Genomic DNA, 14,187 nt, shown 5'->3' with positions numbered 1-14,187 from the left:
AACCGCTAAAATATGGTTTTATGCTAAAACAGAAGCGTTGGGAGGAGAAGACATGGAACAGCAGAGACACGCCGCCGTAAAAAACGCGATTGCCTTGCTCGCAACGACTGTCCTCACTACGGCAATGCCAGCCCATGCGCAGGAATGGACCCCAACTTCGGAACAGCTCGCCGATACCTATCCAGCGCCGGCCTATTCACCCTATGCTGGTCGAACTTTCCCGGAACGGCCACTTTGGGGAGAGACGCATCTTCATACGGGACAATCTATGGACGCCGGAGGTTTCGGTGCGCGCCTTGACCATGAGGATGCTTATCGTTTTGCGCGCGGAGAAGAGATCATCGCGTCCTCTGGCCAGCCTGTTCGCCTGTCGCGCCCATTAGACTGGCTGGTTATTGCAGATCACTCGGATGGTATGGGCATGATCTTCGACGCTCTTGCAGGCAATCCGTCGGTTACGCGCTATGAACAGGGCAAACGTTGGTCCGACGGGTTCCGCGCGGGCGGACAGACAGCAGTGGATACAGCGCTTGACCTGATCGGAAGCGTTTCTCAGGGCGCCATCGAAGAGGAAATGTTCAACAATTACATGCCCGGCTCGCGAAGGTTCGCAACGATTTGGTCGGACAACCTCAAGACCGCCGAGCGCTTCTACGAGCCCGGCATCTTTACCCCAATGCTCGGGTTCGAATGGACTTCGCTCGTCGCGGGCAACAACATGCACCGCAACGTGATTTTCCGCGATGGGCCGGACCGCGTTGGGCAAGTTGTTCCCATGGTGATGACGCCGCCCTGGGGCAGTCCCGATCCCATGGATCTCTATGCCTATCTCGAGGCCTACGAGGAGAAGACCAACGGCGCGGTGCTGGCACTTGCACACAACGGCAACCTGTCCAACGGCGTAATGTTTCCGATCGACATCCGGTTCGACGGCTCGCCTGTGACTCAAGAGTACGTTGAAGCCCGGGCCAAATGGGAACCGCTCTATGAGATCACTCAGATCAAGGGCGACGGCGAGGCACACCCGTTTCTCAGCCCGAATGACGAGTTTGCCGACTATTACAATTGGGATGTCGGCAACCTCGATCTATCCGAAGCCAAGACCGAGGATATGCTGGCGCGAGAATATGCCCGCGAAGCGCTGAAGAGCGGGCTGGCGCTGGAAGCTGAGTTCGGGACAAATCCTTACAAGTTTGGGTTCAGCGGCGCGACAGACAGTCATACCGGTCTTGTGACCGCCGAAGAAGAGAATTTCTTTGGCAAGCACACCGGGTACGAGCCGTCCGCAGAGCGGATGCAGCATCCTTTCATGAAGAATGAAAACGGTGAGCTGTTCGCTTGGCAGATGGTCGCTGCCGGTCTCACGGCGGTCTGGGCCGAGGAGAATACCCGCGAAAGCATCTTCGACGCCATGGCGCGCAAGGAAGTCTACGCCACGACCGGCCCTAGAATATCGGTTCGTTTCTTCGGTGGCTGGGACTTTGACGAGGCCGATATCGCATCTCGTATTCCGTCAACCGTAGGGTATTCGAAAGGCGTGCCCATGGGCGCTGATCTGTCCGCTGCGCCTGATGGGGCCGAGGCGCCGACATTCATGGTGGCCGCGCTACGGGATCCGATTGGCGCCAACCTCGACCGCATCCAGGTCGTGAAGGGCTGGCTCAACGAGGACGGCACGACCAGCGAGGCGGTCTACGACGTCGCCTGGTCCGACGGGCGCGTCCCCGGCTCGGATGGCATGGTGCCCGCGGTAGGCGATACGGTGAATGTGGCAACGGCGAGCTGGGCCAACTCGATCGGGGCATCCGAGCTTGCGACCGTCTGGACCGACCCGGACTTCGATCCCGCCCGCCCGGCCTTCTACTACGCCCGGGTATTGGAGATCCCCACACCGCCTTGGTATGTCTACGATGCCTATCGCTACGGGATCGAGATTCCTGAAGGCGCACCGACATCACAGCAGGAGCGTGCTTACACATCTCCCATCTGGTACACGCCAGCAGGCTGACGGGCAGTGGAATTTGGGATGACAGTAAGCCTCGACCGTCCGTTCAATGGTGCGGTCGAGAAGGTAATTGCCACGCTCGCTGTAGAAGGCTTCGGGGTCATTTCGCGCATCGACCTCGACAAGGCTTTTTGTGGAGAAGCTTTGGGAGGTCTTTCACAGCTATTCAATTCTTGGGGCAAGCAACCTGAAACTTGCATTTCGGGCAGTGAACGCCGGGGCCAATGTGGTTTTCTCTTGCCCTTCAACGTTACGGTCGAGGAAGTTGAGGCCGGGTCAATCGTCAGAAAAGTGGATGCCGGTCAAATGACGAACGTGGGAGTTCTGGCCAAAACACCGGAAGTATCGGAGTTCGCGACTTGTCCCAGTGAAAGCCTGAATGGCGTCGCCTGAAGATTGTGCGACGAGTACCAGCGCCACGTCGGTGTTAGACAATAGATCACTGAGCAGACCTCCGTTGGAGATGGATGGATAGCCAGTAATGCATGCCGCGACCAATTCGAGCGTCCGCTTTCATCGCTGCGGGACAACGATGGGCTATGATTGGATTTTCCGTCCGGCCTGCTGCAGCAGAAAAACTTGTGATTTCGGTCCGGCCGGATTGGGCTCGGAGCGGGCTTGCAGCGATGCAGAGCCGAGCTCGGAATCGGCACCTTTTGAACGTCGGCTTTGATCAAAGCCCAGGCTGGCTCGGGACTGCGGCGAATGTCCGGAGACCGCCCTTCGTGCCGTACTTCAGCCCCCTACCCGTCCAGCTTTAGCCAATAGCGTGTGTACCGAAGTTCACCGGTTCGGGTCAAAGCCCCCTTCTCTACCAGGTCCTGCAGATCCCGCGTCGCTGTGGCGCGGGACGTTCCCGTGATCGAGATATAGTTCTCGGCGCTCAATCCGCCTTTGAACCCATCCGGCCCAGCCTTGAACAACCGGGCGATTACCTTGCCTTGGCGGGCGTTAAACTGATCGCGATGCCGGTCATAGAAGTGCGTCTTGGATATGAAGAACCCAACCCGCTCAAGAGTCACCTGCTGCGCTGTAAGTACGGTCTCTGCAAACCAGATAAGCCATGGTGTGACGTCCAGCGTTTTTTGATGGCGTTCAAGCTGATCATAATATGCCTTCCGCTCTCGCTCGATGGTGAAAGCAAGGGCAATCAGGCTTGGCTGACCAATATTTTGCGCCAGGGACTTTTCAGCCAGCGCCCTACCCAACCGGCCATTGCCGTCCTCAAAGGGGTGAATGCTCTCGAAATACAGATGGCTCAAACCGGCCCGGATCAGTGCGCGCAATGGTTCGGGACTATCCGGTGCGGTCCGGTTGAACCAGGTCACGAACTGGTCCATTTCAGCCGGAACCTGATGTGAAGGTGGCGCTTCGAAATGCACCGTTGGGCGGTCGAGCCTGCCTGAGACGATTTGCATCGCATCCTCATGGCTTCGGTATGCTCCAATCCTTTCCAGATGCCTGTCATGGGACAGAAGCATGTCATGCCACCGAAACAGAGTGTCGTGTGACAGTGGTTCCGAATAATTGGAATAAACATCCACCATCATTTCAGAAACGCCCTGCTCGCGCGGTTTGGATGGATAGCTGTCGGGAGCCAGTCCAAGATGCCGACGCAAGGAAGATTGCACGCTGAGACGATCCAGCATCTCACCTTCGATCGCGCTGGTTTTCATCGCTTCTTCGCTTAGCAGGTCGATACGCAATTGATCTCGATCCGATGTGTTCACATGATGAACAGCTCCAAGAACTTCCCCTGAGGACAACAGGAACTGTTGCTCGTATGGTTCGAGTCTTGCGGCATCGTAACGAAAGGTCGGCCAATCAGGGTACTGCCAGTTCCACATCGTGAGGTATAAGCCTCCTTTCTATAACTCACTACTTATGGATATGTGATTTATAGAGGTCAATCCTATAGCTCACCTTTTTCAAACTTTTCGATCCGATCATCGATTGGACGTGTAATCTGAAAACGGTGAAACTTGTCTTGTTTCCTGAAATTTACGTGGCATTGGAGGACCGCGAGAGCATTGCCTTTGGGGACAGTTCTCCCTTTTGGATTTTAGCCAGCAATGAAATCAGGTAAGCCCCTGGAGATTGTATGTTTTCAGCACGTTGGAAGATGTATCCGAGAACGATGAAGCGAATAGCTGGGCGAAACGTTGATTTCATTGCATACCAGGTTTGGCCAAGCCGCAGGTACTCGGCGATATCATCCATAAGCCGATCACAGTGGTGCTGATCTTTAGCAAAGCGTAGTTCTGAGCATAGCCGTGGAAAACTGCGCTCCATTTGATCTGGAGAAACCTGAATCTGAGAAAGTTTTTCTTTCTTAACTTTCGGATTCAAAGAGTTCTCTTTGTGCCCCTCAATTTCACTGTTACTGGCCCTCAAATTTTCTGCATCAGTTTGTGTTATCTCGGAGATTTCCACAGAGATTTCTGCCAACAGCTCGCTGAGTATATTCGCATCTGGTTTGCGACGCAGAGCATTGCGTACAGTGGTCATCAAATCAGAGATCGCGGTGTCATTTGCTACAAGTTCTCTAAGGCGCGCCAGAGCGGCGGAAACCTTGTCACGGAGTACAGTGAACTCGAGAACGCGATCAGCATGCCTCTGGGCTTCCTGGATGAACTCTGCATGCCTTTCAGACAAAGGCATCAAGGAGAGCCCAGTTGCGGTGATCACCCTGCCCTGTCGATCCCGGCGCGCCCATCGCTTGCCGTTTGCGCTCATGATGCGACGAATAAGTCCAAGCTCAACCAGCGTCGAGATATGACGCTCAACAGTCTGCACGCTGACATGAGTTCGTTTGGCGATTGCCGCGTTGGACGCGAAACAGATGTGATGATCATCTTGGTCCACTGTAATCTGATCACCGCCCACAAAGGAAATCATCGCTCTCAGGACATTGAGAGTTGTAGATTTTAAGCCAAGAGGTTCTCTGGCCTCTTCAACCGCGCGAAGAAGTATCCATTTTTTGGGCGTACAACTCCCCTGCCCTGCCGTTCCCGACAAGGTTGCTCCATTTGGAGCCAATGCTGTTAGTGTTTTCATGATTATCTATCGGCAGACAAAAATTACCCGTTCGCTCAAGAGCGTTTTTTCTTGTGTGGCGATTCGGGTGCTGCTAGATTCTAGGTGTCTAATCTAAGAATTGCGCTTTGCGCAGCAGCCCTCGAAGCTCCGGTTTCGGGGGTTTTGTTTGTTTGCCTTCCTCCTTTCTGCTCGTCCTCAGTTCTTTTTCTCGGCGTTTACAGCTGTAAACTCAGCGTGTGAGCGCTTGATAATTTCAGCCATGTTTTTGTCCAACCAGCCAGCGAAGCCAGCGTTGGCTCCGGTCCTTTTGACCGAAACAGTTAGTGATCTGTTGGTGGGGTATTGCCAAGTTGTTTGAGGATGCATGAAAAGTGATTTTGTTCCGCGCTCAGGCTGTCATTTCTGCGGTGTATTCATCCCAGAGTGTGAATGCATCAGCCCGTGCGTGGCGGTATGAGATGGCGGTGAGTTGGTATCGGCGGGGGCGGAAGATTAAGTTGATCTGCTCATGTGCAGACAGAAACCTCTGGGCTTGCGGATGTGATTTGAACCGCCCAAACATTTTTTCTCGCTTCCGTGTCGGCCTGTGCGACACTTCGATTGCATTATTCAGGCCTTTGTGGGCGCGATGGTCGGCGTCCGGAGCCAACTTATTGATCGGCTTGATGTAGCTGCGCAACTTGTCAGTGATTACGACCCTCGGTTCACCAAATTGGGCCACCAGCCTTTGAAAGAACCGCTTTGCAGCCCTTGCGTTCCGACGTGTTTGTACGAGAATGTCGAGGACATCACCATTTGCGTCGATGGCGCGCCATAGCCAGTGTTTTCTGCCACGGATCGAAATCACGACTTCGTCCATGTGCCACTTGTCGTTTGGCCGCGGACGATCTCGTCGGATGCAGTCTGCGAAATGCTGCCCAAACCGATTGACCCATAGCCGGATCGCTTCCCGGCTTACAATCACGCCCCGCGCTGCCAACAGGTCCTCAACATCCGCCGTGCTCAGTGCAAAGCGGTGGTACGCCCAGACTGCATAAGCAATGATCTCACGAGGATAGCGGAACCCTTTTAGGCGTGGCATATTGGTCGGATTGTTCATGACCCGCGGATAGCCCGGTCAAGACAGACGAACAACTTGGCAATACCCATCAGGAGGTTAGCAATATGGCGGCCTAACCCACCGGCACAAAAGCGGGTTTCCGAACAACCCCAATCTTTGCAACGGAACCATCAAATTATCATTCTGCTGCGTCCGGAAAACTATTTTCGAGGTAGACACCTTTCACGCGCTCTTTGGTTGGATCAAAATGCGGGAACGGAACGATTCTCGCCTTTAAACGCTTTTGCTGCCCATCCAGTTGACCAATTTCTATGTCGCGACCCACGATCGCATGAGTTGACGAAACACGACCTAAGGCGATGATCATTCCTAAGATGGGTGATTTCATCGCGCTGGTGATTTCGCCGACCTGTGCCTTTCCGATGCGCACACAATCGCCCGGTGAAGGAACGGTTCCACCTTCTACTTCAAACCCGACAAGTTTGCGATGAGGGTGGGCCTTCCGTTCCTCAATTGCGGTGCGTCCGATAAAATCATCGGTTTTTGACTTCAACGGGACCGTAAAGCCGATGCCAGCCTCGAACGGATCGGTTTGATCGTCGAATTCGGATCCGGCAAAGATCAGGCCGCCTTCGATCCGCAACATATCGAGCGCGGCAAGGCCAAGCGGGGCAATTCCATAGTTCTGACCAACGTCCCAGACACGGTCGAATATCTCGACGGCGTCTTTGGGATGGCAGAAAATTTCGTACCCTAGTTCGCCGGAATATCCGGTCCGGGAAATCACGACCGAAGTTCCGCGCATATCTCCGACCCGGGCCACTGTAAGCCGGAACCAGGGTAGCTCTTCAATGGTCGGCTGCTGGGGGGGGGTCCAGAAGATCTGCGAGAGGATGTCGCGACTGTGCCGCCCTTGAACCGCGATGTTGTGCAGCTGATCCGTCGAATTGCGCACCCAGACATTCAAGTTGCGTTTTTGCGCTTGTTCCTGAAGCCACAATCCACTGGTGTCATTCCCTCCGATCCAGCGGAAGTTTGTCTCACCCAGACGATAGACGGTGCCATCGTCAATCATCCCGCCGTGCTCATAACACATTGCGGTATAGACGACCTGACCGACGCTTAGCTTTTTCATGTTGCGGGTCACGCATAGCTGCATCAGCTCTTCTGCATCGGGTCCGACGACCTCGTATTTTCGCAGCGGGCTCAGGTCCATGACGGCAACCTTGTCCCGACAGGCCCAGTATTCGGCAATCGCGCCATGATTGGTCATCGTGTTCGGCAGCCAATAGCCGTTATACTCGACGAAATCCCGGGTGTGCCGCGCAAAGCAGTCGTGAAATGCAGTTTTTTTGGTTTCTTCCACATCCGCCTCCGCAGATTTTCTATAGCCGTAGGATCGTTGAAAATCCTCGGTCGCCTTGTACGTTCGCACCTGAATATCGGTCGGGTTCCATCCGTTTGCCGGATCGATGTCGCAGGGACATGCCGTGCTGATGCAAACCAGATCCGTCAGCGCGCGCAGCAACACGAAGTCACCCGGTCGCGACCAGGGATCGTCCATGCCAATGGCATTGGCGTCATCCAGCATCGTGTTAAAAAAGAAGTTGATCGCAGGCCAGCCGCCGCGCGGCTTGATGCCATACTGGTCCAGATCTTTGTTAATATTGTCCGAACAGTTTACGTGACCGGGATAACCAAGGTCTTCGTAGTACCGCGCCGTACAAGCAAGGCCAAACGTGTCATGACGACCGCAAGTGTCCTGCACGATTTCGATCAAGGGCTCCTGATCGACGGACCAGTATTTCGAAAATATCCCCGGTTGCGGGTACAGGCTGCCCATCAGGCTGCGGGTTGTCGTCGGATCGATTTCGCGCTCAATCCCCTGATCCAGCGCCCGGCGGCTGAAGGCCTGAAAATCCGAACATTCGCGCCCGCGAATGTCCAGAATCTGGATGAATTCTCCGGCTTTGACCTCATAAGATATGGCGTTTCCCGGTTGAATGTTGATGTCCCTGAGAGGGTCGGCCAAGGGCTCAGGCGCGCCAACACCCGGCTTTTCCAGACCCGGCGCGGAACGCTGAATATAGAGGATGATATCCGTTGGAGGGTTGTTGTTCTCCGGGCGCATCGCCTCGCCGGGCGCGGCGACAATCAGAAGACCATCGCTTTCCGCCACGAAATGCATCATGTCGCCGGGGCGCGAGCCTTCGGCAAAAGCGCGTATTGCGTCTCCCTGCCCGATGTCAAACCCCGCAACCTCGAGCGCGCGCAAAACCTTCCGGCCTGAGGCGGAACCGTTAGCCAGCGTTGCGATTACCCCGTCGGGACGCCCGTGTCCCCGCGCGCCAAGCATCGCCGCGTCCGAGCTTCGGTCGGGGGCAAAAAATACCATCTCCGCGGGCTGCATCCCGTCGCGATCCAGCAATGTGATCGTGTCCCCTTTGAACACCGGAACGGCGCGCGATCCCATTGCGGGAACCGGATGGCGTTCTGTGCCATGCGGCAGGATGGGCAGACCAGGAGCCAGCACCCCGCTGCGTTCGAACGGTACCTCAAACAAGGGTTTTACGTTCATCTGAACAACTCCGGTTAATCCAGCCCCAAAGCGCGCTTGCGCTTTTCGGCCCAGCTGCTGATTGCCAAATCAAAGGTCAACGCCATCAGAGACACGTTCAGACCCAGTACAAAATTCTTACCCAATTCGGTGCCTGCCAGTGTTCGCTGCAACTCCTGCCCCAGATCCTGCGTGCCGATGAACGCGGCGATAATGACCATGAAGAACGCGAACATGATGGCCTGATTGAACCCGACGGCCATTGTCGGCAGCGCCAGCGGGAACTGTACTGACATCAGTTTTTGTCGGCGCGTCGAACCAGACATGTCTGCGGCTTCGGTCATTTCCGGCGGCACGCTTCCCAGACCGATGATGGTATAGCGGATCAGCGGCACGGCGGCGAAGATCAGGATGGAAAACACGACCGCCACGTCATTGACGCCGAACAGCATGATCGCGGGGATCAGATAGATGAAGCTAGGGAAGGTTTGCGCAGTGTCGCAGGCCAGCAGGATACTCTTGGACCAGCGGTTGGACCGAGCTGCAACAACACCCAAGGGGATACCGATCAGAGTTGCCAGCACAACCGCTGAAATCACAGTATAAAGCGTGATGACCGAGCGATCCCACCAGCCGGAAAACGCGACGATTGTAAAAAACACCGCAGCATAGATACCGGGTTTGCGGCCTCCGACCCAATAGGCAAAGGAAACAACCAGCAGGATGAACGCAGGTGTCGGAATGGCAAGCAGAGTATCACGAAACGGGATCAGCACTTTGACGTTCAGGAACCAGCGCAGCCATTCGGTTGTCCCTTTGATCACATCGAAGGCCAGAACCGACTTGATCACATCGTCGATTTCCTTGCCCTGGCTCAGATGCTGCTTGCGACCAACTTCAGCCAGGATCGGAAACACTTGCGACAACAGGGTGAACCCGATGAACAGACCTACTGCGATTAGGGGAATCCGATGCCGTTTCCACCATGGCGTTCCGCGTTCGAAATGAATGGGCTGTTTGACGACCCAGGCCTTCGACATCCGGTCAAGCATGACCGCAAGAAGAACGATGGTCACGCCGATTTCAAACGAACGGCCAAGTTTGAAGCTGCCCATCATTGCAAGCAACTTGGCACCAAGGCCTGGCATACCGATAAAGGCGGTGAGAACCACCATTGCCAGACACAGCATGATCACCTGATTGACACCTACCAGCACTTCGGTGCGGGCGGCTGGGACATATACATGCCGCAGCATTTGCCAGCGTGTACATCCGGACATTTGGCCGGCTTCGATCACTTCGGGGCTGACTTTCTTCAGACCCAGTGTGGTCATCAGGATCATCGGCGGGATGGCAAAGGTGATTGTAGCCACGGCCCCCGCAGTTGGTCCGACTTTGAAAAAGATCACCGCTGGCAAGAGATAAGTAAAGAAAGGCAGGGTTTGCAGAACGGACAGGATAGGTTTCAGCACCCGCTCGAACCGACCATATTTCCAGGCGGCGATGCCCAGCACCAGGCCCAGCACAAACGCCAGCGGCGCCGCCACTACAATGACCGACATGGTCTGCATGGCGATGTTCCACTGGCCGATTGCAGCGGTCCAGATAAACGTACCCGCACCCAGAGCCGCCAGCCGCCACCCCCCCACGGCATAGCCCACAACAGCAGCAACAGCAGCGATTGCTGACCACGGGATTGGGCCCAGATAAGGCCAGCGGCGCTTGCCTTCGAGCAGGTTGGCCGACATATCCAACAGGAATTCCAACGGGCCTTCGGCGATAAAGCGGGTCACATAGATCAGACCAAGGTCATTTTGGATGAAGTCGAAGACTGCATCCAGAACCTGCGCCGTTGGCGGGATTGCCGCCTCGGGAATGCGGTTCAACCATTCAGGGAGAATTCCGATCGCCTTGGCAAGGATCAGCGCAAAGGCTGTGATCAGAAGTGCGGTAAGGACTCTGGTGCGCCCCCACACACTGTCTGCCGTGTCCGGTAACTCGGTGGACAGCGTCGCCATCATTCGGCTCCGAGCAGAACATTCAACGCGGCATCGCGATCCAGAACGCCGGTGACAACGCCTGTTTCATCCGCAACCGGCAGCAGGATACGTTTATCGTTGACCAGAACCCGGGCCAGTTCATGAATGGTTGATCCGCCATTGATCGGCGCGCCTTCAAGGGTATGGCCGTTCACTGGTTTTGCCAGCCCTTTCGCATGCACCACGCGGGCCTTGTCGATATCCTCGGTGAATTTCGCCACATATTCGGTCGCCGGGTTCATCACGATCTGATCCGGAGTATCGCATTGTTCGACCGCACCGTTGCGCATGATAGCAATCCGGTCAGCCAGACGCAGCGCCTCGTCGAAATCATGGGTGATGAAGACGATCGTTTTGCCCAGCATCTCTTGCAGGCGCAGGAATTCATCCTGCATTTCCCGGCGGATCAGCGGGTCAAGCGCCGAGAAGGGTTCATCCAGAAACCAGATATCCGGTTCGATAGCCAGCGACCGGGCGATGCCGACACGTTGTTGCTGGCCACCACTCAATTCCCGTGGGAAGTATTCTTCCCGGCCCTCAAGGCCCACCAGCTTTATGACCTCCAAAGCGCGTTCGCGCCGGTCGTGGCGATCCTGCCCACGCATTTCCAGCGGGAAGGCGACATTGTCCAGAACAGTGCGGTGCGGCAGCAAACCGAAAGACTGAAACACCATCCCCATCTTGTTGCGGCGCAATTCGATCAGATCGCGCTCGCTGAGTTTCATGATGTCCTGACCGTCTACTTCGATCGTGCCTCCGGTAATGTTGTGCAGACGCGAAAAGCACCGCACCAGCGTGGATTTGCCCGATCCTGACAACCCCATGATGACAAGCATTTCGCCACGGTCAACCTCGATCGAGACATCCTTGACCCCGGCGATATACCCATCCTCACGGATCTCGTCGAAACTGCGGCCTGCTGGCATGGACTTCAGATAGCTCTCGGGCGAGGGTCCAAACAGTTTCCAGACATTCTTGGCTGATATGACAGGCGCGATGGCGGACATGGCTGCTTTTCTTTCTTTTTGAGCGCGGCCCTGGATCACAAAATGATCAAGGCCGCGCCAGATTCACTATACCTAGCCGTTATCAGCTGCAGTCACTGATCCAGGGGTCAACAGCGGCACGGTTGGCGTCCAGCCACTCTTCCGCCGCTTCTTCCGGCTCAAGCTCATCAGTGTCGACCAGCTTTGCCATTTCCGCGATCTGAGGGTTGGTGAAAGAAATCTGGGTCAGGGCGCAATACGCGGCTGGCCACTTGTCTTTCATGCCATCCCAAGCCGCCTTTTTCAGATAGCCACTTGCCGGGTTGCCACAATCATAAAGCGCATCCGGGTTCGGACCCTTGGCGGGATCCTTGTCGCAGCCGTCTTCCCAAGCAGGGAACTCCACAAACTCACCGGGCCAGACGGCTTCGGCAAAGTTTGGCGTCCAGTTGAACACAAGAACTGGCGTCTTGTCAGCCTCGGCGGCACCAATCTCGGCCCACAGCGCCGCGGCGGAACCCGCATTGATCACGGTGAAATTCAGATCAAGCGCTTCGGCGCGTTCCTTACCATGCTTCAACCAGTCTACCGGACCATCAAGATACCGGCCCTTATCCCCGGTCTCGGCCGTGGCAAACAGGTGCGCGCAGTCGTTCAGTGCATTCCAATCAGGCAGACCCGGGCAAGAGTCTTTGGTCCACATCGGGTACCACCAATCTTCGCGCGTAACGGCATCATGATCGCCCGCGTCATGCAAACCACCCTTTTCCAGCGCAGCCCGGTAGGATGCGCCAAACGCGCCTTCCCAGACTTCCATCTCAAGCGCGACGTCGCCTAGACGGACCGATTCATAAACCGCCTGGCTGTCGGTGGTGACATATTCGACGTTGTTGCCCATCTCCTCGAAGATCAGGCCGACGACGTTGGACATCACGATCTGGCTGGACCAGTTGTGAATTGGAATGACGATCGGGTCGCTGCTGTCTTCGGCAATCGCCCCGGTTCCCGCTACTGCTGCCAAGGTTGCTGCAGAAAGGAAGTTTGTAAGTTTCATGTTCGCTCCCTGAGTGAGGTTCATTTTTGTCAAAGGGGCTCTTCCGGCCCGCGAATTCGTGCATTTTGCCTAGAATCGCTCATAATGCAGAAAAGAAATTTGAGGGGCGTTGACCATAAAATCTTGAGGCAAACTCAACTTTTTACTATGATAACAGTCGGTTGCTCGTTCAGACGGCAACTGGTGCCCATGAATGTTTTTGCGTGTGGCCGCGTCCAGATCGGGAAAAGTCCTGTAAATGCCAAAGAAAACATCAGTCCTAGGGAAAGTCCTTCCTCCGCTCGATTATTTGTTGGCATTTGAAGCCGCGGCAAAAGCGCAAAGCTTTGCGCAGGCCAGTAAGGTGCTAAACATCTCGGAAACTGCGATCAGCCGCAAAGTGCGCCTGCTGGAGCAGCATTATGACGTGCCATTGTTTGTGCGGGGTCACCGTTCGGTGTCACTGACGCAACAAGGTGCCATTCTGTTGGCCACTGTCGAGAAGTCACTGGATCAGATGCGGGACGTCAGCCGTGAAATGCTGGCCAAGCATCAGGCTAACAAGGTGTCGATTTCCGCGACGAATTCTGTTGCGTCTTTGTGGTTGATGCCACAGCTGCACAAGTTCAACAAATCCAATGGCCGTATCCGTATTTCGCTGGTGTCTTCGGACAGTGACGCAGAGTGTCTTTCGGATTCGATGGACCTGACGATCCTGCGTGGGGATGGCGATTGGCCGGGATACGAGGCAAAGCTTCTGTTCGGAGAAACAGTGTTCCCGGTTTGCAGCCCCGAGTACCTCAGAAGCAACCCCAATGCGGCGGATCTTTCCGCGCTGCCGGAACTGGACCTTATTGAAGTCACCAGCAGCCATGCGGAGTGGATGACGTGGCGTACATGGTTCAGCGGTAACGGTGTTTCCACCTCATCGATGGAACAGGCCGTGGCTTTCAACACCTATCCACTGTCGGTTCAGGCTGCCGTCGATGGATTGGGAATCGCATTGGGTTGGGCCCATCTTGTTGACCCCTTGCTTGAGAGCGGCGCGTTGGTCAGGCCGATCCAGAACGCGTCGGTGCGAACACAATCCGGATACTACTTGCTGAAAAGGTCGCTTCAAAAAGCCTTCCCGGAACAGCGCATCGTCGAGGATTGGTTGCTGGGTCTAAGCGCAGGTCGAAAAAGATACGCCTAATCCTGGTTGCAATTCCCCGATTCTTGACTTGATGTTTGGAAATGTCCCCTGGGTGCCTTAAACTCACGTATTGACCCTTGGGAATATTTATTTACCTTAAAGAAAATTTCGACCGAATCTGGCCCTGCGTTTTGTCGCTTTGGCCGGACCAATCCAGACTATCTCACGCAGGGAGACCAAACCCAATGAGCTATAAATCCGACATCGAAATTGCGCGTGAAGCGAATAAGAAGCCGATCCAGGAGATCGGCGCGAAGCTTGGAATATCCAGTG

At 55.3% G+C, this 14,187-nt stretch carries 10 protein-coding genes; 3 read left to right on the top strand and 7 right to left on the bottom strand.

Features of this window, described 5'->3' with window-relative positions:
- Positions 1–52 precede the first annotated feature (52 nt).
- Entirely contained in the window at positions 53–2,008 is a 1,956-nt protein-coding gene (locus ACR0JI_RS20790; RefSeq protein WP_480496447.1) for a DUF3604 domain-containing protein, read from the top strand.
- Between the two features lie 18 nt (positions 2,009–2,026).
- Positions 2,027–2,398: a hypothetical protein gene (locus tag ACR0JI_RS20785; RefSeq protein WP_480478504.1), complete on the top strand. Its 372-nt coding sequence runs from the start codon at positions 2,027–2,029 to the stop codon at positions 2,396–2,398.
- 350 nt (positions 2,399–2,748) lie between these two features.
- Here the strand turns inward: ACR0JI_RS20785 and ACR0JI_RS20780 are convergent, their stop codons facing one another.
- The 7 genes from ACR0JI_RS20780 to ACR0JI_RS20750 form a co-directional block, all read right to left on the bottom strand.
- The gene (locus ACR0JI_RS20780) at positions 2,749–3,852 is read right to left on the bottom strand and encodes a DUF4172 domain-containing protein (RefSeq protein WP_480478506.1); all 1,104 of its coding nucleotides are present in this window, start codon (positions 3,850–3,852) and stop codon (positions 2,749–2,751) included.
- Positions 3,853–4,006: 154 nt separating this feature from the next.
- The gene (locus ACR0JI_RS20775; RefSeq protein WP_480496449.1) at positions 4,007–5,062 is read right to left on the bottom strand and encodes a helix-turn-helix domain-containing protein; all 1,056 of its coding nucleotides are present in this window, start codon (positions 5,060–5,062) and stop codon (positions 4,007–4,009) included.
- Between the two features lie 370 nt (positions 5,063–5,432).
- Positions 5,433–6,143: an IS6 family transposase gene (locus ACR0JI_RS20770; protein ID WP_480496451.1), complete on the bottom strand. Its 711-nt coding sequence runs from the start codon at positions 6,141–6,143 to the stop codon at positions 5,433–5,435.
- Between the two features lie 139 nt (positions 6,144–6,282).
- A complete protein-coding gene (locus ACR0JI_RS20765; RefSeq protein WP_480478512.1) occupies positions 6,283–8,682 on the bottom strand; it encodes a trimethylamine N-oxide demethylase in 2,400 nt (799 codons plus the stop codon).
- 14 nt (positions 8,683–8,696) lie between these two features.
- The gene (locus tag ACR0JI_RS20760; RefSeq protein ID WP_480496453.1) at positions 8,697–10,679 is read right to left on the bottom strand and encodes an ABC transporter permease; all 1,983 of its coding nucleotides are present in this window, start codon (positions 10,677–10,679) and stop codon (positions 8,697–8,699) included.
- Positions 10,679–11,707 (bottom strand): quaternary amine ABC transporter ATP-binding protein, encoded by a 1,029-nt coding sequence (locus tag ACR0JI_RS20755; RefSeq protein ID WP_480496455.1) that lies wholly within the window; start codon positions 11,705–11,707, stop codon positions 10,679–10,681. Before ACR0JI_RS20755 ends, ACR0JI_RS20760 begins: the two co-directional genes overlap by 1 nt.
- 82 nt (positions 11,708–11,789) lie before the next feature.
- Positions 11,790–12,740, bottom strand: coding sequence for an ABC transporter substrate-binding protein (locus ACR0JI_RS20750; RefSeq protein ID WP_480496457.1), 951 nt, complete (start codon positions 12,738–12,740; stop codon positions 11,790–11,792).
- 292 nt (positions 12,741–13,032) lie between these two features.
- Here ACR0JI_RS20750 and ACR0JI_RS20745 point away from each other — a divergent pair, with 292 nt between their 5' ends.
- Positions 13,033–13,914 carry a LysR substrate-binding domain-containing protein gene (locus tag ACR0JI_RS20745; protein WP_480496459.1) on the top strand — a complete coding sequence of 294 codons (882 nt, stop codon included), beginning with the start codon at positions 13,033–13,035 and terminating at the stop codon, positions 13,912–13,914.
- Positions 13,915–14,187 lie beyond the last annotated feature (273 nt).

The sequence above is a fragment of the Ruegeria sp. N10 genome (genome assembly GCF_056531545.1).
This window is presented reverse-complemented; position numbering and strand designations above follow the sequence as displayed.